General features: G+C 62.9%; 19 protein-coding genes and 1 pseudogene. 9 read left to right on the top strand and 11 right to left on the bottom strand.

Features of this window, described 5'->3' with window-relative positions; translation table 11 throughout:
• Entirely contained in the window at positions 1 to 255 is a 255-nt protein-coding gene (locus HMPREF2565_RS05835) for a DUF3263 domain-containing protein (RefSeq protein ID WP_070511158.1), read from the bottom strand.
• 16 nt (positions 256 to 271) lie between these two features.
• Here HMPREF2565_RS05835 and HMPREF2565_RS05830 point away from each other — a divergent pair, with 16 nt between their 5' ends.
• From HMPREF2565_RS05830 to HMPREF2565_RS05815, 4 genes are read left to right on the top strand one after another with little or no spacing between them, the layout of a single operon-like run.
• A complete protein-coding gene (locus tag HMPREF2565_RS05830; protein WP_070516170.1) occupies positions 272 to 886 on the top strand; it encodes a peptide deformylase in 615 nt (204 codons plus the stop codon).
• Entirely contained in the window at positions 886 to 1,884 is a 999-nt protein-coding gene (locus HMPREF2565_RS05825; protein WP_070546236.1) for an N-acetylglutamate synthase, CG3035 family, read from the top strand. The genes HMPREF2565_RS05830 and HMPREF2565_RS05825 overlap by 1 nt, the downstream gene beginning before the upstream one ends.
• 5 nt (positions 1,885 to 1,889) lie before the next feature.
• A complete protein-coding gene (locus HMPREF2565_RS05820; protein ID WP_070511166.1) occupies positions 1,890 to 2,699 on the top strand; it encodes an exodeoxyribonuclease III in 810 nt (269 codons plus the stop codon).
• A 6-nt stretch (positions 2,700 to 2,705) separates the two neighbouring features.
• On the top strand, positions 2,706 to 4,169 hold the full coding sequence (locus HMPREF2565_RS05815) for a phospholipase D-like domain-containing protein (protein ID WP_049154686.1): 1,464 nt from the start codon (positions 2,706 to 2,708) through the stop codon (positions 4,167 to 4,169).
• A 47-nt stretch (positions 4,170 to 4,216) separates the two neighbouring features.
• Here HMPREF2565_RS05815 and HMPREF2565_RS05810 read toward each other — a convergent pair whose 3' ends face one another.
• From HMPREF2565_RS05810 to HMPREF2565_RS05785, 6 genes are read right to left on the bottom strand one after another with little or no spacing between them, the layout of a single operon-like run.
• Entirely contained in the window at positions 4,217 to 4,681 is a 465-nt protein-coding gene (locus tag HMPREF2565_RS05810; RefSeq protein WP_070511170.1) for a hypothetical protein, read from the bottom strand.
• Positions 4,681 to 6,096: an AAA family ATPase gene (locus HMPREF2565_RS05805; protein ID WP_083306689.1), complete on the bottom strand. Its 1,416-nt coding sequence runs from the start codon at positions 6,094 to 6,096 to the stop codon at positions 4,681 to 4,683. The genes HMPREF2565_RS05810 and HMPREF2565_RS05805 overlap by 1 nt, the downstream gene beginning before the upstream one ends.
• Positions 6,083 to 7,258: a multidrug effflux MFS transporter gene (locus tag HMPREF2565_RS05800; protein ID WP_070511172.1), complete on the bottom strand. Its 1,176-nt coding sequence runs from the start codon at positions 7,256 to 7,258 to the stop codon at positions 6,083 to 6,085. The genes HMPREF2565_RS05805 and HMPREF2565_RS05800 overlap by 14 nt, the downstream gene beginning before the upstream one ends.
• Complete coding sequence (locus HMPREF2565_RS05795) at positions 7,255 to 8,019, bottom strand: ABC transporter permease (protein WP_070511174.1); 765 nt, start codon at positions 8,017 to 8,019, stop codon at positions 7,255 to 7,257. The genes HMPREF2565_RS05800 and HMPREF2565_RS05795 overlap by 4 nt, the downstream gene beginning before the upstream one ends.
• Positions 8,019 to 8,957, bottom strand: a complete 939-nt coding sequence (locus HMPREF2565_RS05790; RefSeq protein ID WP_070511176.1) for an ABC transporter ATP-binding protein — start codon at positions 8,955 to 8,957, stop codon at positions 8,019 to 8,021. The genes HMPREF2565_RS05795 and HMPREF2565_RS05790 overlap by 1 nt, the downstream gene beginning before the upstream one ends.
• A gap of 39 nt (positions 8,958 to 8,996) precedes the next feature.
• Positions 8,997 to 9,485: an NUDIX domain-containing protein gene (locus tag HMPREF2565_RS05785; RefSeq protein ID WP_070511178.1), complete on the bottom strand. Its 489-nt coding sequence runs from the start codon at positions 9,483 to 9,485 to the stop codon at positions 8,997 to 8,999.
• A gap of 84 nt (positions 9,486 to 9,569) precedes the next feature.
• Between HMPREF2565_RS05785 and HMPREF2565_RS05780 the strand changes: the two genes are divergently transcribed.
• The 3 genes from HMPREF2565_RS05780 to HMPREF2565_RS05770 are packed head-to-tail and all read left to right on the top strand — an operon-like array spanning position 9,570 to position 14,730.
• Positions 9,570 to 11,006, top strand: coding sequence for a hypothetical protein (locus HMPREF2565_RS05780; RefSeq protein WP_070546233.1), 1,437 nt, complete (start codon positions 9,570 to 9,572; stop codon positions 11,004 to 11,006).
• Positions 11,006 to 12,097 (top strand): glutamate ABC transporter substrate-binding protein, encoded by a 1,092-nt coding sequence (locus HMPREF2565_RS05775; protein ID WP_071407012.1) that lies wholly within the window; start codon positions 11,006 to 11,008, stop codon positions 12,095 to 12,097. The genes HMPREF2565_RS05780 and HMPREF2565_RS05775 overlap by 1 nt, the downstream gene beginning before the upstream one ends.
• A complete protein-coding gene (locus HMPREF2565_RS05770) occupies positions 12,097 to 14,730 on the top strand; it encodes a serine/threonine protein kinase (RefSeq protein ID WP_071407011.1) in 2,634 nt (877 codons plus the stop codon). The genes HMPREF2565_RS05775 and HMPREF2565_RS05770 overlap by 1 nt, the downstream gene beginning before the upstream one ends.
• A 40-nt stretch (positions 14,731 to 14,770) precedes the next feature.
• Here the strand turns inward: HMPREF2565_RS05770 and HMPREF2565_RS05765 are convergent, their stop codons facing one another.
• Positions 14,771 to 15,991 carry an acetate kinase gene (locus HMPREF2565_RS05765; RefSeq protein ID WP_070680012.1) on the bottom strand — a complete coding sequence of 407 codons (1,221 nt, stop codon included), beginning with the start codon at positions 15,989 to 15,991 and terminating at the stop codon, positions 14,771 to 14,773.
• Positions 15,992 to 17,356 (bottom strand): phosphate acetyltransferase, encoded by a 1,365-nt coding sequence (pta, locus tag HMPREF2565_RS05760; RefSeq protein ID WP_070680007.1) that lies wholly within the window; start codon positions 17,354 to 17,356, stop codon positions 15,992 to 15,994.
• A 353-nt stretch (positions 17,357 to 17,709) separates the two neighbouring features.
• On the opposite strand from pta, the gene HMPREF2565_RS05755 reads away from it, so the two are divergent.
• Entirely contained in the window at positions 17,710 to 19,824 is a 2,115-nt protein-coding gene (locus tag HMPREF2565_RS05755) for a glucose PTS transporter subunit IIA (RefSeq protein WP_070546223.1), read from the top strand.
• Positions 19,825 to 19,939: 115 nt separating this feature from the next.
• Positions 19,940 to 20,767 (top strand): PRD domain-containing protein, encoded by an 828-nt coding sequence (locus HMPREF2565_RS05750; RefSeq protein WP_070511192.1) that lies wholly within the window; start codon positions 19,940 to 19,942, stop codon positions 20,765 to 20,767.
• Between the two features lie 47 nt (positions 20,768 to 20,814).
• Here the strand turns inward: HMPREF2565_RS05750 and HMPREF2565_RS05745 are convergent, their stop codons facing one another.
• Both HMPREF2565_RS05745 and HMPREF2565_RS14055 read right to left on the bottom strand, forming a co-directional pair.
• Positions 20,815 to 21,675: a class F sortase gene (locus HMPREF2565_RS05745; protein WP_070546221.1), complete on the bottom strand. Its 861-nt coding sequence runs from the start codon at positions 21,673 to 21,675 to the stop codon at positions 20,815 to 20,817.
• 208 nt (positions 21,676 to 21,883) lie between these two features.
• Positions 21,884 to 22,348 (bottom strand): annotated as a pseudogene (locus HMPREF2565_RS14055) (hypothetical protein); the annotation flags it as partial.

Genomic DNA, 22,348 nt, shown 5'->3' with positions numbered 1-22,348 from the left:
TCAGTCTGGGGCATTATCGCGTGCGGCGCGCCGGACGTCGTCGCGGACGTCGCGAAGCCGGCGCAGGCGGGTGACCAACAGCGGGTAGGAGGCGTGCGCCGCGGGGTCATCCAGGAGCACGTTGAGGCGCTGGTGATAGCGCACCGGAGTGATGTCCAGCTGCGTGCGGATGGCCTCCTCCTTGGCGCCGATATCGCGCGGGGCGTGGGACTCGAACTCCAAAATCGCGGCGTCTAGGTCTGACAGGGAGTGCATGCTTAGACTGTATGCCATGACTATTCGTCCCATCGTTATCCACGGCGACCCGGTCCTCCACAATCCCACCGAGCCGGTCACCGAAGCCATCGACTCTCCTGAGCTACAGGAGCTCATCGCGGACATGCACGAAACCATGGACGCCGCGCACGGAGTTGGCCTGGCCGCTAACCAGATCGGCGTGAACAAGCGCCTCTTTGTCTACCACTGCCCCGACACCGACGGCCCCAATGGCACCGAGCTTCCCGACGGCGGCATGCGCCGCGGCTGCGTCATCAACCCGGTGCTGGAAACCTCCGAGATCCCGGAGACCATGCCGGCTGACGACGGCTCCGAGGACGAAGGCTGCCTCTCCGTCCCCGGCGAGGGTTTCCCCACCGGCCGCGCCGACTGGGCCCGCGTGACCGGCAAGAACGAGAAGGGCGAGGACATCTCCATCGAGGGCTACGGCTTCTTCGCGCGCATGCTGCAGCACGAAACCGGCCACCTCGACGGCTTTGTCTACACCGACGTGCTCACCGGCCGCTACAAGCGCCAGGCCAAGAAGGTCATCAAGCGCAACGGGTGGACCGAAGCCGGGCTTACCTGGCTGCCGGGCGAGGACGAGGACCCCTTCGGGCACGACGACTAATGTCCCGCATCTTCCGCTCCGATGACGTCTCCGTGGGCGAGCGCGTCGTGGCCCGGCGCGATTTCGACGGCGTGTACAGCGATGTCATCGGCCATGTGCTCAGCCTGGATCCGCTGCTCATCCGGCCACAAGAGGTCGGCGGCTACCCGTCTTCGCTCGACGCGGTGGAGATTCCGCCGGAGCAGCTCAAGATTATTAAGCGCCTCTCGCCGCGCACGGTCCGCAACTCCGATATCCGGGCCGTCGAGGTGGCCACCGCGGCGGCCTTTCCCGGCAAGGAGCACACGTGGACCTCGGATGGCCAGTGGCTCATGCGCGCTGGCGACGGCGTGACCGGCCGCTCCAATTCGGCGATCCCGCTGGGACCTTCCGCGGGTTTCCTCCCGGTGCCGATGGAGGAGATCGAAGCGTTTTATGCCCGCCACGATCTGCCCGTGTGCCTGGCCATTCCGGAGCGCATCGGTGCCTCCGCGGAGAAGCTGCTGGCGGCCGAACCCGAAGCCTGGCAGCTCGAACCGGAGATCCTCGTGATGGTGCGCGATTTGGCAGATCTCCCTGCCCCGGGGGACGTCAGCTTCCGTATCGACAAGCAGCCCGATTCCGAGTGGCTCGACCTCTACCACTTCCGTGGTCAGGCCCTGCCGCCGTTGGCCCTGGAGTACCTGCGCAGCCGCATCGACGGGACGATGGGCTTTGGGCGCCTGCTCGCCCCGACGGGTGAGACCATCGCGATTACGCGGGGCACGCTGACGGAATCCGGTGACGGCACCGTGTGGCTGGGCTATTCCGCCGTGGAGGTCGCCGAAGGTTGGCGCCGCAAGGGACTGGGCACCGCGCTGGGCGCGCACATGCTGGCCTGGGGCAAAGCCCAGGGTGCTGAGAAGGCCTATCTGCAGGTCGTGGCAGGTAACACGGCCGGGATTCGGCTCTATGAGAAGCTCGGCTTCCTCGAGCAGCACCGCCACCGTTACGCCCGTCGCCTGCCTCAAGTACCCTAAACCACATGCGCATCGCTACCTGGAACATCAACTCCGTCCGCACCCGCGCCCAGCGCGCGGTGGACTTGCTGGCCAAACACGACATCGACGTGCTCTGCCTGCAAGAAACCAAGGTGGCGGATGCGAAGTTCCCCCGCGAGCCTTTCGAGGAGGCCGGCTACCACGTCACCTGCCACGGCCTGAACCAGTGGAATGGCGTGGCCATCCTCTCCAAGGAAGAACCGGAGGAGGTCCAGACCTTCTTCCCCGCTCAGCCGGGTTTCCACAAGGACCCCGCCAAGGAGCAAAAGCGCGAGGCCCGGGCGGTCTCAGCCCGCATCCGCGGGATTGAGATCTGGTCCCTCTATGTTCCCAACGGGCGCGAGATTACGGACCGGCACTTCGATTACAAGCTGGACTTTCTCTACTCCTTGGCGCGCTATGTGGAAACCCGCGCGCAATCGAAACTACTGCTCACGGGCGATTTCAACATTGCTCCACGGGATGAGGACGTCTGGGACATCTCTCTTTTCCGCGGCAAGACGCACGTTACCGAGCCCGAGCGCGCGGCTTTCCAGATGCTTCAGGAGGCCGGGCTGCAGGAGGTTACGCGCCGTTTCACCGAAGAGGAGCGCTGGACTTACTTTGATTACAAGTCCCTGCGCTTCCAGAAGAACGAGGGCATGCGCATCGACTTCCAGCTAGCCAGCGAGCCACTAGCGCGCCTCGTCCAGGGCGCCCAGGTGGACATGGTGGAGCGCGCCGGTGACAAGACTTCCGACCACGTGCCGCTGATCGCAGATTTCGATGTCCCCGATTTCGCGTCGGTGCGCTAGCCTGCCATGAACGTGAACGTCGATCTCTCCGTCTGGCAGCTCGTGCTGCTGGTTATTGACTACGGCATCAAGATCATCGCCATCGGCGTGGTCCCCGAGGGCCGCCGCCCCTCCAGCTCTACCGCCTGGCTGCTGGCCATTCTGGTGCTGCCGATCGTGGGGCTGCCGCTGTTCTTGCTCATGGGCTCGCCCTACATCAACCGCCGCCGTCACCGCATCCAACAAGAGGCCAACGCGCTTCTCAACGACGTCACCGCCTCCACCCCCAACCATCCCTCCGGCCGGCTTTCCCCGGAGGTGGAATCCCTCATCCAGCTCAACCGCAACCTCACCGGGCACCCGGCCCTCATCGGGCACAACAAGGGCCTCCACGCCTCCTATGAGGAGGCCATCTTGGCCATGGCGCGGGCCGTGGACCGGGCTGAGAAATACGTGCTCATTGAGATCTACATCCAGTCTTGGGATGAGGTGACCGATGTTTTCTTCCAGTCCTTGGCGCGCGCCCGCGAACGCGGCGTGGAGGTTAAACTGCTGCTGGACCAGATCGGCAGCCTGAAATACAAGGGCTACTTCACGCTGGGCAAGCGCCTCACCGAGATTGACGTCGACTGGCGGCTCATGCTTCCGCTGCAGCTGCATAAGGGACGTTTCCGCCGCCCGGATTTGCGCAACCACCGCAAGATCGTGGTCATTGACGGCCACACGGGCTTCTTGGGCTCGATGAACATGATCAAGCGTGAATACAAGACCAAGGACCGCGCATGGATCGACTACATGGTCGAAATGACCGGACCGGTGGTCACTTCGCTCGCCGCGGTGTTCGCGGTGGATTGGTATCTGGAATCAGAGGAGCAGCTGTCCTTGGACATGCAGCCCTATGACGACGCCATGACGGCGGACTCCAACCACCTCCAGCTGGTCCCCTCCGGCCCCGGCTACACCACGGAACCCAACCTGCGCATGTTCAACTCGGTGGTGCACCACGCAAAGGAAAAGCTCATCCTCTGCTCGCCCTACTTCATCCCGGATGAGTCCCTCTTGGAGGCGGTGACCACCGCCTGCTACCGTGACGTCGAAGTGGAGCTCCTAGTGTCCGCGAAGGCGGACCAGTTCATGGTCCACCACGCGCAGTCCTCCTACTACCAGGCGCTCCTGGAGGCCGGCGTACGGATCTTCCAATTCCCCGAGCCCTTCGTGCTGCACTCCAAGTTCATCCTGGCGGACCCGGGCCTGCCGGAGCGCGAACCGCTGTGCATGTTCGGGTCTTCCAACATGGATATGCGCTCCTTCGGCCTCAACTATGAATCGACCATGCTGGTGGCCAAGGGCGACCTCATCGAGGATTTCACCCAGCTGGCCACCAATTACAAGAAGGTCTGCCACGAGCTCACCCTCGAAGAGTGGAACGAGCGCGGCGTGCTGCGCCGCTACGTGGACAACGTCATGCGCCTGACTTCAGCGCTGCAGTAGGAGCACGCCCGCGAGCTCGATTTGCCTCGCCCTTGATTGGGCATGACCTATCCAGAATATGCACCCAGCGCCGCATCGTATGTCCACACTTCTGCGGTAATTCCGGTGGCGCGCTTATACAGCTCGCGCTCAGTCAGAATACAAAGGTCGCCGCCACCAACCTGCTGAGTCATCATATCCACCATTGATAGACCCGCACGGTGCCTTGAGACGAGCTCGGTGATGAACTCCTTGTTCCACTGAAAGTCATGCAGGATCCATGGGGCTTGTTGATGGGCGGTCAGCTCTAGCATCTGGGAAAATTTTTCCGCAATATTGCGCCTCACGTCGCCCTGCGGAAGCTGCGCAATGTGATTTCCGGTTTCAATCACCGCGGTAATCGGCAGGATGAACTTCGCGTTCTCACTTTGGCGTTCCGCAAAATCGATTTTGGCTTGTTCTTTAGCTTGGCATTTGTGAGGAATCGCAAGCAGGTTATCCAGCACAGAGGTATCGATGAAGTAAACGCGCATCAGCCGATCCCAAAAAGCCGATTCATGTTCTCGAAACTAATCTGCGTTTCGGTGTCATCGACTAATTCACCAGCGGTGACCGCAGCACCCAAGCTGTGCTTGGAAATGGATTCCACGAAATCCGGTAACTCCACCAAAGGCGAGAGCTCGCTTTGCCCGGTTCTGCTATCCCGGTAGCACACTGCTACCTGACCGTTTTTCTCCCCAGAAATCTGGTCCAAGATGGCAGGACTGTGGGTCGTGACAAGAACCTGCGAGTCATGTTTGCGTGCGGATTCGCTAAGCATCTGCATAACTCTTTGCGCCTGCGAAGGGTGGAGCCCGTTTTCCATTTCTTCGACGACAATTTGAGCTACTGGGTTCTCTACGTCATCACCAAGTTCAAGTGGCTGTTCGATATCCAAGTCCTTGGGCGCAGTTTTAAGCGCCGTTGCAATTGCGAGGAATCGGAGGAGGCCATCGCTCATTTCACGAGCAGGCGTTCTTTCTTGCTTTCCATCTTCGAAGTGTTCCACGAGGGTCAGCATGACTTCGTCCAACGGGGAGTCAATAAAGTCCAGTGTGGAATCCACTCCAGTCACGTGAGCGGCCAGCTGCCCTAGCTCTTGGAAAGTCTTGGGGGAATCCTTGTGCAACTGCCACAGCACCGCCGAGAGGTTCTCACCGCTACGCTTCAGCTGCGTGCTCTTCCTTGGAACGTAATCCCGCATAAGGCTGGGGACTGGATCGAGGTGAAACACTGATCGAAGCGCCATGGACACAATCGACGCCCCTTTCAACACTGAATTCTCTGCACGGTTCTTTCCCGCAAGCACCGCTTTAATCTGTCCCAAGATAAGGCGAGAGTCACGCAAGAGTGTGGTGGGGTTTGCCCCACGCTTTCCGCTAAAAATTAACGTGTAGATCCCAGCTCGGTTGTCTGCTGCCGGCTGGGTCTTAAACAACTCTGCATCGCTAGTGCGGGTGCCGCTCTTTACGGAATATCCGGTACCCACGAGGCTTTCTTTGACAACACGCAACTCCGGATATACCTGAACCTCGACGTCATAGCGGTACGTATCTGTCCCAGATTCAACGGTACAGCCCAGTTCAAAGCTCTCGGTGCCATGCGGGGCGCAACCACGAGAGCCACCTCGGATCGGGCCGGTTTGGGTCATGCGCCCATCAAGTGCGTCTCCTAGTTCTGCCCCCGATGCCAAGCGGGACAAAACCTCCAGCCCATCCAAAGCATTCGACTTTCCAGAACTGTTTAGGCCAGTCAGAAAAGTGACTGGATGCAGAGTCAATACAGCATCTTGGAAGGACTTGAACTTGCTCAGGCGAAGCTCAGCGAGACGTGGGGTAGCCATGCGGCCAATAATACGCATGAACGCTCTCTGCGTTGTGCACATCTGTTGAACTTCACGCAGCTCCACGAGCCAGACGCGTGGACACCACGAGGCCGCACAGCGAGATGAAGCTGCAGCACACCATGCCGATGGCCATGGTCAGCGCGGCGTTCGAGCCCCAGCCCATGAGCGGGCTGATGGCACTGGCTAGCATGGACTGCCCAAAGCCCATGATCGCGGACACGCTGCCCGCCCGCGGGCGCATCAAACCCGTGGCCAAGGCGGTGGCGTTGCCCATAATGAAGCCGGTCGGTGCCACGCAAGCAAAAAGCACAATGAGGCAGACCCACACCGGGGCGCCGAGCAGTACCGCCAGCAGGAGGAGCACCCCGCAGACAAAGACCCCGGTCACGCCGATGCGCAACATGACCGCCGGGGAGACCGAATCCATCGCCCGCGAATTCACCAGCGTGGCCGCAAAGAGGCCCACGGAGTTGATGCCGAAGATCAGCGAATAGCCCAGCGGTGAAAAGCCCCACTGTTCTTGCACCACGAAGGCCGAGGCGGAGATGTAACAAAACATCGAGCAGAAGCCGAAGGCCATGGTCACCAGGTAGCCCCAGACCCGGGCGTTAGTCAGCACCGCCCAGTAATTGCCCGCCACCGTGCGCAGCAACCCATCGCGAGAGCGGCCGCCCGCAGTTTCCGGGACGATAGCGATGGCCAGGACCAACTGCACCGCATGCAGCCCGGCAAGCACCCAAAAAATGCCGCGCCAGCCCAGCGGCTCCGCCAGGATGCCGCCCAGTACCGGGGCTACCGCAGGAGCGATACCTTGGAGCGCCATGAGCAGTGAATAGGCTTTCGCCGCCGCGGCACCATGCACGAGGTCCGGGACCACCGCGCGGGAGAGCACCACGCACGCACCGCCGCCGAGGCCCTGCAGCACGCGGGCCACGACGAGCACCGAGGCCGTCGGGGCCATCGCCGCTAACACGGAAGCCAGCAGAGCGAGAAAGGCGCCGGCGACAAGGAGGCGCTTGCGCCCGATGGCATCAGACAGCGGGCCCATGACGAGTTGGCCCATGCCCATGCCGACGAAGAAGCCCGAAATGGTCAGCTGCACCATGGCCCGGGTGGTGCCCAGATCGGCGACGATCTCCGGCATCACCGGCAGGTACATATCAGTAGCGAAGGGCGCTGTTGCGGACAACAGCGCCAACGTCGCCAGAAGCGGAAAAGGGATCACGCGTCGCGCTGCTCCAGCACGATAACGCCCAGGATCCACAGCACACCAGCCCAGCCGAAGAAGACGAGGGCCTCAAAGCCAATCGAGCTCCACGGGGCGTTCTCATCCACGTAGTCCAACGCCCAGTTCTGGAAAGCAGTAAACGGCATGAAGTGGATGATCTTATCTCCCACTACCGGGAGCAAACGCACCAAGTTTTCCAGGCCCATGTACAAGATGAGGGAAATCGCCACCGTGCCGGCGGTCTGCCGTAGCAGCAGACCCAGCCCCTGCACGAAGAGCACCGCGCCAAAGGCCGCGATGGGGAAGGCCCACAGCATGTGCTTGCCGTCGTCGCTGGAGAAAGGCTGGAAGGCCTCCGCCGCGGATTCGTTTGCCGTGAGATCCGCCAACACGAAGATGTACACCAATCCCAAGAAGGCGATGACAGCCGCAATCACGCCGTACACCACCAGTTTGGCGCAGGCCACGCTCCAGCGATTCGGGTTGGCCAAGAAGGTGAGGGATTGCGTCTTGTAGCGGTACTCCGTGGTCACCATCATCGCGCCCTGGATCATCATGATCGGCACGCCCATGAGCAGGAGGACGGAGGCCAGGCTCATCGGCTGCAGCGGGCTAATGCCGAGCACCGCCTCCCCCGCGTTGAGCGAGTTCAGCAGCGTCCAGCCGGTCACGATGAGGAAGATGAGCGCGGTGGTCCACCAGAAGGACTTCGTCGTGCGCAGCTTCGTCCACTCCGCGTGAACAGTGTTGAAAAACATTAGAACTGGGCCCCTTTCTGCGGTGCCTCCGCTTGGTACTGCACCGCGCGATCCGTCATGGCCACATAAGCCTCCTCCAGTGAGGCGCGGTGGAGGGTCAATTCCGTCAGCGGCACTCCCGTGGAATAGGCCAGCTTGCCCACGTAGTCTGTGGTCTGGTGAGGGATCACCAGCGTCGGGCGCTGCTCTTCATCGACCGACTCGCGGAAGGTCACTCCAGCCTCCTTGAGCGCCGAGCCGAACTCGCGCAGGTGCTCCGAACGCACCACAACCGAAGCGCTGGAGTTTTCCTTCACAAAGTCATAGGTGCGCTGATTGGCCAAGAGCCTGCCGCGGCCAATGACCACCAAGTGGTCCGCCGTCTGCGCCATCTCCGCCAGCAGGTGGGAGGAGATGAGCACCGTGCGGCCTTCTGCCGCCAGCGCCCGCACGAGCGAGCGCACCCAGCGAATACCTTCCGGATCCAAGCCGTTGACCGGCTCGTCCAGGATCAGCACGCCCGGATCCCCCAGCAGTGCGGCAGCCAGGCCGAGGCGCTGGCCCATACCGAGGGAGAAGCCGCCGGCCTTCTTGCCAGCAACATCAGCCAGCCCCACCAGGCCCAGCACCTCATCGACGCGGGAGGTAGGGATACCGTTGGCCTGCGCCATCCACAACAGGTGGTTGGCAGCGGTGCGGTTGGCGTGGACCGCTTTGGCGTCGAGAAGCGCGCCCACCTCACGCAGCGGGTTCTTCAGCTCGCGGTAGCGCTTGCCGTGCACCAGAGCGGTGCCAGCGGTGGGCTTGTCCAAGCCCAGGATCATGCGCATCGTCGTTGATTTTCCAGCGCCGTTGGGCCCCAGAAAGCCGGTCACTTGGCCCGGCTCCACCTGGAAGGTGAGGTCATCGACGGCGCGGACAGACTTGTACTGTTTGGTCAGTCCGGCTACTTCAATCATGTCCTACAGCGTGCCACAGGTTCCTGCCGCGCGCCTGTATCACCTGGTGATGTCTTCCCAGTACTTCAACAACCGCGGCAGCGCTTCCCGGAAGGGCGCTAAGAGTTCTAGCTCTTCTACCTGGTTAAACGGGACCCAGCGCAGCTCGGCGGATTCTTCGTTAGCGGTCGTGGCCAAGCGCTGCCCCGAGACCGTCCGCGCCAACACCGTGGTATAGGTCCAGCCTTCCTCGAAGGGCCCGGCAGTGACGATGGCATCCAGCACCTCAACGTCTGCCGGCGAGATTCCGGTTTCCTCCTCCGTCTCCCGCAGCGCGGCCTGCTCCGGCGACTCCGGTTTATCCCGCGCACCGCCCGGGATTCCCCAGGTCCCACCGTTATTCGTCCACGTCGCGCGATGCTGGAGCAGTACCTCATCCCCCGCCACGAGGAAGAGGCCAGCAGCTCCAAACTTGCCCCACACCGGCACCCCGCCCGGGCCCTTCGACCAGCCATCACCGGAAAGTTCTGGGTTAACGCGTGCACACATGCCTTACACGATACGCGACAAACTCCCCGCGCCAACGCCCCCGAAATCATCGCGCGAGGCGCACGAGAGCGCTATCCTAAGGGAATGACCGGCCCGGCCACCGAACTGCGCGAGCACTCCCCCGAATCATGGGGCGATCATTGGCTCGATGACGTCACCGAGCCCTCCGCGCCGGTTTTTAGCCGCCCCGCGCAGCTGGCGATGAGCTCCTTCGCCGGCCCCGCGCGCGTCATCCGGCGCCTCTATAGCTTCGCCATCACCACTCCGGGCAAGCTGTTTACGGTTACCGTCATCCTCACCGCAGCGCTCGCGGCGGCCGGCTTTTCCATGTCCTCCTCCTCGGCCGCGCGCCACGATGATCTGGACACGCTGCTAGCCTCCACCGAACCGATGTCCAACGCGGCGCACCACCTCTACACCAACCTGTCTTTGGCCGATACTGTCGCCACCTCCGGCTTTGTCCAGGCGGGCGTGGAGCCGGAGGATAACCGCGACCGCTATAACGAGGCCATCGACGCCGCCTCCGTCGCCGCCACACAGGCCATCGTCGGTACCTCAGCCGAGGATGAACGCGTGCGCGAGCTCGTCACTTTTATCCAGCGCAAGCTGCCGGTCTACACCGCCCTGGTGGAAAAAGCCCGCGTCAATCACCGTGCGGGCAACGCCGTGGCGAACTCTTATATGTCCAACGCCTCGGCGCTCATGCGCACCCAGATTCTTCCCGCCGCCGCGGAGCTGTTCACCCTGACCTCGGCGAAGGTGACCCAGCAACAGCAGCGCCTAACCCGCCCGCAGTGGGTGCCGCTTTCGGGCCTGGTCGCGGCGATCATTTTCCTCGGCTTGGCGCAGTGGTGGCTGTGGCGGCTGACTCGCCGCCGCTTCAACCGCGGTTTCGTGGTGGCCACGGGGCTGTTGTTCCTGGCACTGGTGTGGGCCGCTGGCTCCAACTTCGCCACGTGGGCCTCCGGCCACCAAGGCTTCGAGACGGTCTCGCGCCCCTGGGATTCGCTGACCGCCTCGCGCATTGAGGCCCAGCAGATGCGCACCTCCGAGACCCTGGCGCTGGTCCTGCGCTCCTCCCAACAGGACATGTCCGTGCACTTTAACTCCACGGTGTACTCCGTGGACCAGGCCCTGCGGGACTATGAGCAGGCGCTTGACGACGACGACTTCCCCTCCTCCGATCCTTCCTTGATTCCTCGCGCCAAGGAGGCCTTGGAGGATTGGGAAACTACGCACGATGCTTTCATGGAGGATCTCTCCATGGGCCACTACGATGCCGCGCTCTACCAAGCCACCGCCATCGATCCGGACGGCGACCCGACCGCCGCCAGCGCCTTCAATGCCGTGGACAACTCCCTGGCCGCGCTCATCGACCAAGCCCGCGACGCCATGCGCACCTACCTGGTTCAGGGGCTCAATGCCATGACCATGGTGTCTACCGGCGTCCTCCTAGCCACGTTCGGCGCGATTATCGCCGTGTGGCTGGGTATCCGCCCCCGCCTGCAGGAGTACCTGTGATGCGCCGCCGAACCGACCACCGCCAGCACGCCACTGCGGCCGTGCTGCTGCTCAGCGCCGCCGTGGCACTCAGCGCCTGCGAGCCAGAGCCACCCAGCACGCCGGATCCGATCCTGCCCTCCAGCGCGGATCTCAACTCCACCCCGGGGCCGCCGCTGCCGGAGGACGCCATCATCGAACCCGCCGGCACGGGAGAGGTGTCCAAGCAAAGCACCGCGGACGTTTACGGCTCCTACCGCCCGGACGATAAGAAGCCGGAGGAGCGCGTGCCCAACATCCTGGCGCGCGGCCGGCTCATCGTGGGCGTGGACCGCTCTAATAACCTGCTCAGCTACCGCGATACCGCCAGCGGCGAGGTCCGCGGATTCGAGGTCGATATCGCCCGCGAAATCGCCCGCGATATCTTCGGGGATCCCGACAAGGTGGACTTCCGCTTCGTGGAGGCCTCCGACCGCGCTCGTGCACTGAATGACCGCACGGTGGACATGGTCATCCGCACCATGACGATTAGCCCCGAGCGCCAACGCGAAGTGGCCTTCTCCATTCCGTATATGCAGACGGATGCGCGGTTGCTGGTGCTGAAGAATTCGGGCATCCATTCCATCGCGGAGGCCGCCGGGCTAACGTTGTGCGCGGCGAAAGGATCCACCATGGTGGACGCGATACGCAAACACTCGCCGTCTTCCGATATTTTGGAGACCCGTACCTGGGGCGATTGCCTCATGGCGCTGCAGCTGGGCCAGACGGATGGCATCGTCGTGGATGACGCCCTGCTATCCGGCATGCTGGCGCAGGATAAATACACCGAGATCGTCGGCGAACCCTTGGAAAGCCAGAGCTACGGCGTGGCCGTGCGCAAACCCGATGCCTCCTATGACTCGCGCCCGCTCATCCGCCAGATCAACTCCACGCTGGAGCGCATCCGCCGCGACGGCACCTGGCAGGAGCTCTTTAATACCTGGCTGGGGAATTACATGGAGCAGCCCGTGCTCCCGGAACCGAAGTACCTCAACGAGACTCCGCCTGCCGAGGAATCACAGCCGAGCTCCGCAGCCAAGGACCAGCCCGGCGAGAAGAAGGAGGGACAATAATGTCGCACCGCTTCACCGAGGATGAGCTCGATCACCTAACGCCTGAAGAGCACGAGGACACTAACGACGCCGCCACTACCGCTGACCGCCCCGCCTCCAACGACGCCTCTAACGACGCCACCATCGACGCCACCCAAGCCGTGCGCTTTGATCCCTTCGCGGATGAGGATGACGACTATTCGGAGGACCACCACCTCAGCGTCTCCCCTACAGATTCGCACAGCGCGGGAACAGCAGCTGCCGGCGCCGCCGACGCCGAAGCCTCTGACCGCACCGCCGCCGTGCCTTTTGATCCCTTCGCGGATGACGATGACGAGGACTACGATGCCACCACCGGCAACCGCCTCTCCCCCGCGAACCGCATGGGCACGAGCGGCACGGCGACGGGCCAACCCGACGATGGCGAATACGTCGACTCGGACAATATCGCCGCGCTCATCGAGGAGCTGGGACAGCTGCGTGATCGCCGCAAGTCCGAGGACCCATCGCAGGCCTCGCGGCGCCGCGCACTCGATACCTTCCGCCAGCGCCGCAGCACCAAGCGCACCGACCGCGAAGTGGCCGATGGCATGGCCACCTTGCCCTTCGTTGTCCCGGGCAACCCGCGCGACGCGCTCATCGATCCCAAGGATGCGCCTCGCGCCGCCCCACCGCAGCTCAAGCCGGGTGACATGGTGGCCGGCCAGTACGAGATCTTGGGCGTGCTCGCGCATGGCGGGCTGGGCTGGATTTACCTGGCCAACGATCACTTCGTCTCCGGGCGCATCGTGGTGCTCAAAGGTATGCAATCCACCAACTCCGCCGAGGAGACGGCGACTGCGGAGGCGGAGCGCGAGTTCCTCGCGGACATCACGCACCCGAATATCGTGAAGATTTTCAACTTCATCGATGACCCTCGCGTGCCCGGTGGCTTCATCGTCATGGAGTACGTCGGCGGCCCCTCACTGAAGCAGCGCCGCAACGACCAGGTCAATGACCGCTTCCCTGTCGACACGGCGATTGCCTACATCCTGGAAATCCTGCCCGCCCTGGATTACTTGCACGCCCGCGGCGTGGTCTACAACGACTTGAAGCCCTCCAACATCATCGTCACCGAGGACCAGGTCAAGCTCATCGATCTGGGCGCGGTCTCCGGCATCGGCGCCTTCGGCCACATCTACGGCACGCAGGGTTTCCAGGCCCCCGAGATCGCCACGCAGGGCCCCTCGGTCGCCAGCGATATTTACACCATCGGCCGCACCCTGGCCTGCCTGACGCTGAAGCTGCCGGTGGAGGATGGCGTCTACAAGCCCGGCCTGCCCTCCCCCACGGAGGAGCCGCTGCTGCGCCGCTACCTCTCCTTCTACCGCCTGCTGCTGCGCGCCACGGATCCGGACCCACAGCAGCGCTTCGCCTCCGTTTCCGAGCTGCGCGATCAGCTCTTCGGCGTGCTGCGGGAAGTCATCGCGCTCCGCGATGGCATCCAGCACCCGGCCCAGCACTCAGTCTTCTCCCCGCAGCGTACGACCTTCGGCACGAAGCACCTGGTCTTCCGCACGGACCAGCTCATCGACGGCATCGACCGCACCGTCCGCATCACCGCCCCCGAGGTAGTTTCCGCGCTGCCCATCCCGCTGATCGTCCGCTCCGACATCGGCGCCCCACTGCTGCAAGGTTCCTCCTATACCGAGCCACAAGAAGCGCTGGAAACCCTGCGCCAGGCCATGCAGGCCCCGGAGTATGAGGAATCCGCGGAGATTCCACTCGGCGTAGTGCGCGCCATGATTGACTTGGGCTACATCGGCCAGGCCCGCGAGTGGCTGAATTCAATCGAAGACCGCCTGGGGAGGGACTGGCGTTTCCACTGGTACTCGGGCGTGACCGAGCTGCTTTTGGATAAGTACTGCGAGGCCCAAGCCCACTTCGCCCACGTCCTCGACGTGCTGCCTGGTGAGGCCGCCCCCAAGCTGGCCATCGGCGCGGTCAATGAGCTCATCCTGCAGCAGCTAGGTTTTTCGGAGGCCGCGCTGATCGACGCCTCCGTTGCCCGCGCCTGCGCCAACCTCACCACCTCGCTCGCGGATCTGCCCAACGACGCTTTTGAGGATCAGCCCGGCATCTGGGACCACGTCACCGATGACCCCGCCCACCTGCGTTTCAACTCGCTGCGCCTCTACGGCATCGTGTGGGCGACGAACCCGACGACTGTCTCCTCCGCCTTCGGCTTGGCCCGCCAGCTGCGCGCTGAGCACCAAGTTGAGCTCGCCGTGGCCACCTTGGATAAAGTCCCCAACGCCTCGCGCCACCACCGCATGGCCCGCTTGACCACGGTTTTACAGCTCATCGTCCACGATCTTTCCGAGTCCCGCATCCGGCGTGCCGCCCGCCGTTTGGAGGAGATTCCGCAGAACGAGCCGCGCTTCTTGCAGATCAAGATTGCGGTCATCTCCGCCGGGCTGACCTTCCTGCGCGAATCAGACCTCGACGCGGCGGCCTCCCCCAACGATCTCTTCGAGTTCCCCTTCACCCAGCGCGGCCTGCGCTACGGCCTGGCGGATACCCTGCGGGCACTGGCGCGCCAGGCGCCGTTCGCCCGCCACCGCTATGCACTGGTGGACCTAGCCAACAAGGTCCGCCCAGTCACGATGTTCTAGCCGCCAGCGCTACCGGCCGGCGGCATAGCCGACGCTCGGCTTAGTACAGCCCCGCCTCCCGGGCCATGGCGGCAACCTCCGCGGACTTCTGCGCGATGGCCAGCTCCTCGTTCGTCGGAACCACGAAGACTTTGACCTGGGAGTCCGCGGTCGAAATCATGCGCGGCTCCTTGGAGCGCACCAGGTTGGCTTCCTTATCGAAGTCAATGCCGTACATGTCCAGGTTGTACAGCGAATCCTGGCGGACCTCGGTATCGTTCTCACCCACGCCGGCGGTAAACGTAATCGCATCCACACGGCCCAGCGCAATCATGTACGCGCCGATGAAGCGGCGCAGCTGGTGGATGTAGATGTTGTAGGCCAGCCAGGCGTCCTGGTCCTCGTTGTTAATGCGCTCGCGCAGCACGCGGAAATCGTTAACACCCGCAATGCCCTTCACGCCGGAGCGCTTATTAAGCAAGTCATCAATCTCATCGATGGACATGCCCGCCTCACGCGAGAGGTGGAAGATGATTCCCGGGTCAATATCGCCCGATCGCGTGCCCATGGCCAGACCTGCCAGCGGGGTCAGGCCCATCGAGGTATCGATCGGGCGGCCGTTGCGAATCGCCGCCGCCGAAGCACCGTTGCCCAAGTGCAGCGTGATCTGGTGGACGTGCCCCGGGTCCATGTCCAGCAGCTTCGGCACCTGCTGCGAGACGAACTCGTGGGAGGTTCCGTGGAAACCGTAACGGCGGATGTCATACTGCGAGGCCACATCGTTGTTGATGGCGTACAGTGCTGCCGCCGGCGGCATGTGGTTGAAGAAGGCCGTATCGAAGACCGCCACGTGCGGGATGTCCGGCAGCAGCTTGCGCGCCACGCGGATGCCGTCCAGGTTCGCCGGGTTGTGCAGCGGTGCGAGCGGGATGAGGTCCTCGATCATGGACTCAATCTGGTCCACGATGAGCTGCGGCTCGCTGAACAAGCGCCCGCCGTGCACAACGCGGTGGCCCACGGCGATGACCTCGACATCCGTCGGGCCTACGCCGTGCTCGTGCATGATGCCGAAGGCGCGGTCAAGGCCGAAGGAGTGGGTAGGAATCTCCAGCTCTTCCTTGTATTCCTCACCGCCCGTCTTGACGGTCACCGCACCCTGCGGCTCACCGACCTGCTCCACCAAGCCGGAGACCAGCGGGGTATCCGTGGCCGAGCTTTCCGGGTCCACCAGCTGGAATTTAACCGAGGAGGAACCCGAGTTGAGAACGAGTACGTACGCCATCTATTTCACTCCTGCCTGGATAGCGGTAATAGCCACCGTGTTGATGATGTCCGGAACCGTCGCACCACGCGAGAGGTCATTGACCGGCTTGTTCAGGCCCTGCAGAATCGGGCCCACCGCCAGTGCGCCACCGGTGCGCTGCGCCGTCTTATAACCGATGTTGCCGGCCTCCAGATCCGGGAAGACGAAGACCGTGGCCTTACCCGCAACGTCAGAGTCAGGCGCCTTCTTGGCGGCCACGCCGGGGTCGCACGCCGCATCAAACTGCAGCGGACCGTCCACGGCCACGGAGGAATCAATCCCCTTGGCCACCTCGACTGCCTGTGCAACCTTTTCCACGTCCGGGCCCGCGCCCGAGGTGCCCGTGGAGTAGGACAGCAGCGCCACGCGCGGATCCAGGCCGAACTGCGCTGCGGTCTGCGCGGAGACAATAGCGATCTCGCCGAGCTGCTCCGGAGTCGGGTTCGGGTTCACCGCGCAATCGCCGAAGGCCCACAGGCGGCCCGGCATCACCATGAGGAAGATGGAGGAAACCACGGAGGCCTCCGGCTTGGTCTTAATAATCTGGAAGGAAGGCTTAATGGTGTGCGCCGTGGTGTGCGCCGCGCCGGAGACCATGCCATCAGCCAAACCCTTGTGCACCATCATCGTGGCGAAGTAGGACACGTCTTTCATGGTCTCGCGCGCCTGCTCCAGCGTCACGCCCTTCTTCTTGCGCAGCTCCGCGAAGTCCGCGGCGAACTCCTCCACCAGTGGGGATTCCAGGTGGTTGATGATCTCCACACCGGACAGGTCGATCCCGAGCTCCTGGGCGCGCTTCTCGACGTTCCCGTCACCCAGAATCGTCAGCTTCGCCACCTTGCCCTTGATGAGCTCACCCGCAGCCTGAAGGATGCGGTCATCCTCACCCTCCGGCAGCACGATGTGGGCCCCAACCTCGCGGGCCTGGTCCAGCAGCTGCTTCTGGAAGAGCTCGGCGGACATATAGGGCTCGATCTTCTCCAGGGAAGAAATCGCACCGGGAACCGAGGAGACGTCGGTCAACGCGCCGACCACCGTAGCACCCACAGAGCGCGCGTGGCCCAGCGCCAACTCCGCGGCGCGGGCAGGCGCGTTAGAAATCAGCACGAAGGGCAGACCCAGTGCGGCCGCGGCCTTGGCGTCAAAGTCCATGACGCCGGTGCCCTGGAGGACCAGATTGCCCGCGGGGGCATTTTCCAGGACCTCGCTGAGCGTGGTTCCCAGGTCATCTACCTGGGCGAAGGTGGCCCCCAGTTCCTGAGCCACAGCAGCAACGTCCAATCCGTCGAAGCCGCGCCCGATGACGCTAATAAAGGCGGAATTCCGTGAGGACTTGGCGGTCATGAGAAACCTTTCTCTGCTTAGAAAGCGTGTACCCGGGCTCACAAACTGGGCACACAGTGACACTACGACACTTTCACAGTACGGGAACGCACCCCTTCGCGCCGCCAAAGCGAGGCTTCATATCCCCAACGTTGCAGGCCACCAGCGCCTCACACCGCCATAGAGTGCGGTATCCCACAGAAACTTGCCCCTCGTGACCACTTCGGAGTAGGGTCCTAACCAGGATTGTTACTTCGGGCAAGACCTAGGCTCCCCGCTCTTAGCCGTGTGGGGATGGTTCGCTATGGACCATTGTGGCCTAGGTCTTTTGTGGTTTTTAGCCACAGTGCCTGCCTACTCTCGAAAGGATTCTCATGTCGACAGAGACTCGCTCGGCAGCCGAAGCCATCTTGGATGGCATCGGCGGAGCGGAGAACATCACCTCTTTCACGCACTGTGCCACGCGCTTGCGCTTCGAGCTGGCTGATGCCTCCAAAGCCGATAAGGAAGCACTCGAATCTATCCCCAAGGTCATGGGCGCTGTGCCCCAAGGCGGGCGCAACTACCAGGTCGTCATCGGCGGCGACGTGGCCACGGTCTATGACGAGATCAACGCTCTCCCCCAGATGAAGAACGCCGGCGCGTCTACCGGCCGCTCCAATGACGATGTCAAGGCTGCTGCCCGTTCCAAGGCTAAGGGCAAACTGCCGTGGATGGATACCTTCTTCGAGTACCTCTCGGATTCCTTCCGCCCCATCCTGGGCGTGCTGCTGGGCGCCTCCCTGGTTATTGCCTTCGCCGCAGTGCTGGATGCGCTAGGCATCGTCGACTTCCGCGCTGAGGATAAGCCAGCATCCTGGCTTTTCGTCGACGCCATGTGGCGTTCCGTCTTCTTCTTCCTGCCCGTCATGGTGGCCTATAACGCCGGCAAGAAGCTGCGCATCGACCCCTGGGTCCCCGCTGCGGTCATGTTCGCGATGTTCACCCCGGAGTTCACCGGCCTCGCCGACAACCCAGCCGTCCAATGCGTGACCAACGAGACGCTGTCTGCTGAGCAGTGCTCCATCGATATCTTCGGCCTGCCAATGCAGCTGCAGGACTACGGCGGAAATGTCTTCGTCCCGCTCATCATGGCCGCCGTCGCAGCGCTCTTCTACAAGGGTTTCCAGAAGCTCATCCCGTCCGCAGTCCACATGGTCTTCGTTCCCTTCCTGACCCTGATTTTCCTCATCCCGCTAACGGCCTTCATCATTGGACCCTTCGGTGTATGGGCCGGTAACGGCATTGGCGCTGGCCTGTCCTGGCTCAATGACAACGCACCGTTCGTCTTCGCTCTGGCCATCCCGATGCTCTACCCGTTCCTGGTCCCGCTGGGTCTGCACTGGCCGCTCAACGCCCTCATGCTGGTCAACATCCAGACCTTGGGCTACGACTTCATCCAGGGCCCGATGGGCGCATGGAACTTTGCCTGCTTCGGCGCTACCGCCGGTGTGCTGGCCCTGTCCATCCGTGACCGCGACACCGTAATGCGCCAGACCTCCGGCTCTGCACTTCTGGCTGGCCTGCTGGGCGGTATTTCCGAGCCTTCCCTTTACGGTATCCACCTGCGCTACAAGCGCATCTACCCGCGCATGCTGGTGGGCTGCTTCGCCGGTGGCCTGACCGTGGCCCTGCTGACCCTGGGCTCCAACGGCATCACGACGAATGCCTTCGTCTTCACCTCACTGCTGACCATCCCGGTCTTCACCCCGATGGCCAAGTACGCCATTTCCATCGCAGTGGCTTTCTTCGTGGCCTTCCTGCTCATCCTTTTCACCGACTACCGCACCCCGGAGGAGCGCGCTGAGGCCAAGGCCGCCCGCGAGGCCGCCGAGAAGGCCGAGCTCGACAACGCCAACAACGCCGCGCTTGCCGACGCCCCCGCAACCACCGCAGGCACCGCTACTGCCGGCGCCGGTGCTGGCGCTGGCGCTGCCACCGCAACCGCCACCAAGGCAGACGCACCGGCCCAGGCTGCTGAGCCCGCCGCTGGCACCACCACCGACATCGCCTCGCCGGCCGCCGGCAAGGTCGTCCCGATGGCAGAAATCGATGACCCAGTCTTCTCCGCCGGAACGCTTGGCGATGGCGTCGGTATCGTCCCTGAGGACAACGACGTCTACTCCCCGGTCAGCGGCACGATTGTCAGTGCTATGAAGTCCGGCCACGCCTACGGCATCAAGACTGAGGATGGCGTGGAGGTCCTCGTCCACATCGGCATCAACACCGTGAAGATGAAGGGCGAAGGTTTCGCTCCGGCCGTCAAGAAGGGCGACACCGTCAAGCAGGGTGAGCTGCTGGCCACCGTTGACTTCGACAAGGTCAAGGAAGCTGGCTACGACACCACCATCGTCCTGGCCGTAACCAACACCAAGGCACTGGCCGCCGTCACCCCGGCTGGCCTCAACCACGCCTCCGCCGGCGACACGGTCATCACCACGACCCGCTAAAGCACCCACGAGGGAACCTTTGGCCCCCGTTTAACGCACCCTGACTAAGCTGGCTCGATGTATCCACCATCGTGGCCGGCTTTAGTCGTTTTACCCTCAACCAGAAAGGTGCCTTGTGCAACTGTTGCGAGTGTTCAATAACAACGTCGTGCTCGCACGACGCGGCGCGGAGGACGTCATTGTCACCGGCCGCGGCATCGGCTTCCAGGCAAAGCCGGGCACTGAGGTTGACCCGACCAAGGTGGTGAAGGTCTTCGTTCCTGACTCCGGCCGCGACCCGGATCACCTAGCCGCCATGATCGCCGGCATCCCCGGCGAGTACGTGCAACTGATCATCGACGCCATGCACTCCGTGGACATGTCTGAGGCACTACGCAGCAAGCTCACGCTGGTCGTGGCAATTGCGGACCACATCCACGGCGCGGTCAGCCGCGGCAACACGGTGTCTTATCCCCTCGAGGCTGAGGTCCGCCACCTCTACGCCGAGGACTTTAGCCTCGCGCAGCGGCTCCTCACCGCCATCAACAGTGGCCTACACACACCACTGGCTGCCGACGAAGCCGTGGCCATTACCCTGCATCTGGTCAACGCCGGCTTCGCGGTCGGAGACCTTTCCGGCACCTACCGCATGACGGGGCTGATTCAGCAGATCCTGGCCGTCATCGGCTCCCACAACGGCACGGAACTCAACAGCGAGGACATCTCCGTCGCCCGCTTCATCACGCACCTGCGCTACCTGTTTGTGCGCATGGCGGAGCACCAGCAGCTCGACTCTGACGACCGCCAAGTAGCCACTGCCATCTCCGCGCGCTACCCCGATGCCGTCGAGACCGCCCAGATGGTGGCCAACCTTATTGAGCTGCGCCTCGACAGCGCCCTAACCCCCGATGAGATCTCCTACCTGACGCTGCATATTGCCCGCCTGCAGGAGGCCTCCGCCTAAACAGTCTGCGGCGTAAGCAGTACACCTGCTTAGGCCGCTGCGACGGCTTAAGCCGCCGGTGCCTCAGCACCCTCCTCGACGCCACCATCTACCGGCGCCTCAGCACCCTCCACCGGTGCCACCGGCTCCGCCACGGTGATGATGTTGTCTTCGTAGCCGAGCTGACCACCCACAAACTTGCCGCCACAGGTAATGAGGACCAAGCGGTTGTCTCCCTGCGTGTCATTGACCACGTCCGGGAAACCCGCGCCCTTCTGCAGGCGGTACGGCGCCTCGGTCACGCGGAATCGGCGCTCCTCACCATCGATGAAGACGGTAAATTCCTGGCCCAACTCCATGGTGGTGAACTTCTCTGCGAAGCCCGTGCCCTGACCTTGGTAGTTGATGTGGCCGGTAATAACACTGGAGCCCACCGGACCAGCCTCGCCCGGCACTGCCGACGCGGAGTACCAGCCCAAGCGCTGTACATCGTGCGGGGGAATCAGCATGCCGGTATCAGTGACCTGAATCGGGTCCACGGCCGCGAACTCATCGTTAATGCCTAAGGACATCGCGCCAAAGCCCCGAAACTCACCCGGCGCCGGTTCTACCTCGTGTTCCTGTTCACCCGAGTCATCCACGAAGGGGTCATTGTTCGTTGTCGGCGCTTCAGCTTCAACGCTCTGCGAGGTTGACGTCTGTTCCTCAGCCGCATTCGTCTCCGCGGAATCGTCCTCACTGCGGCCCGCATAGAGCACTAGCTGTACAACAACCAAGATAATCGCGATGAGCGCTGCAATACCGATGAGCAGCTTCTTGTTGCTCTTCTTCTCATCGCCTACCGGCTGCGCTTCGCTGGCGGGGTGTTCAGGTGCAGAGGACTCACCGGGATACTCCGGGATACCGTTCTTTTCGCCATCATCAGTCATTTTCTATTCCTCGCTCCTAGCTTCTACGTTCTAACTTCTGAGATTTAGCTTATAAAAATATTGGCTCTAGTTATTCGTTCTAAACAATAGACTAAAAATCAGACGACGAATCCCCTCCAGCGTTTATGCCCTGGAGGGGATTGTCCTCATTGTTCTCTGCCCCTACCAACCCCAACCCGTGAGGGCTGGGATGGTGTTGCGGTCTGGACTACTTGATGAAGTCCTTCATGCCCGGGTCAAGCTTCGTCGCACCGGAAGGTACGTGCTTGATCTCCACGCGCTCTGCATTGGACGGCAGCGGCTGACCGGAGTCCTCCGGCGGAGTTGCGTCCAGGACAGTGACCTCGCGGTCATCGCGGCCGGTGTTGTCACCGGTCTCATCGGTCGGCTCACCATGGTTGTTGCCACGGCCGCCCTCCTCGGTGACCTCAGCGTTGTGGTCGCCATCGTGGCCACCATCATGTCCACCGTCACCGCCATTGCCACCATCGATGATGAGCTTGATGAGGCCCAGACCCGGGATGAGCAGCAGCCACCACGGCAGATCGGACTTCTTCGAGCCGCCATTGTTGTCGTCCTTATCTTTACCGTCGCCGTCATCCGGAGTCTCCGTCGGCTCGGTCGGCTCGGTTGGTTCGGTCGGCTTGGTCGGCTCGGTCGGCTTGGTCGGCTC

This window comes from Corynebacterium sp. HMSC072A04, assembly GCF_001809235.1.
GTDB lineage: Bacteria > Actinomycetota > Actinomycetes > Mycobacteriales > Mycobacteriaceae > Corynebacterium > Corynebacterium hiratae.
The sequence above is the reverse complement of the archived record's forward strand: the minus strand, read 5'-3'. Positions and strand labels throughout refer to the sequence as shown.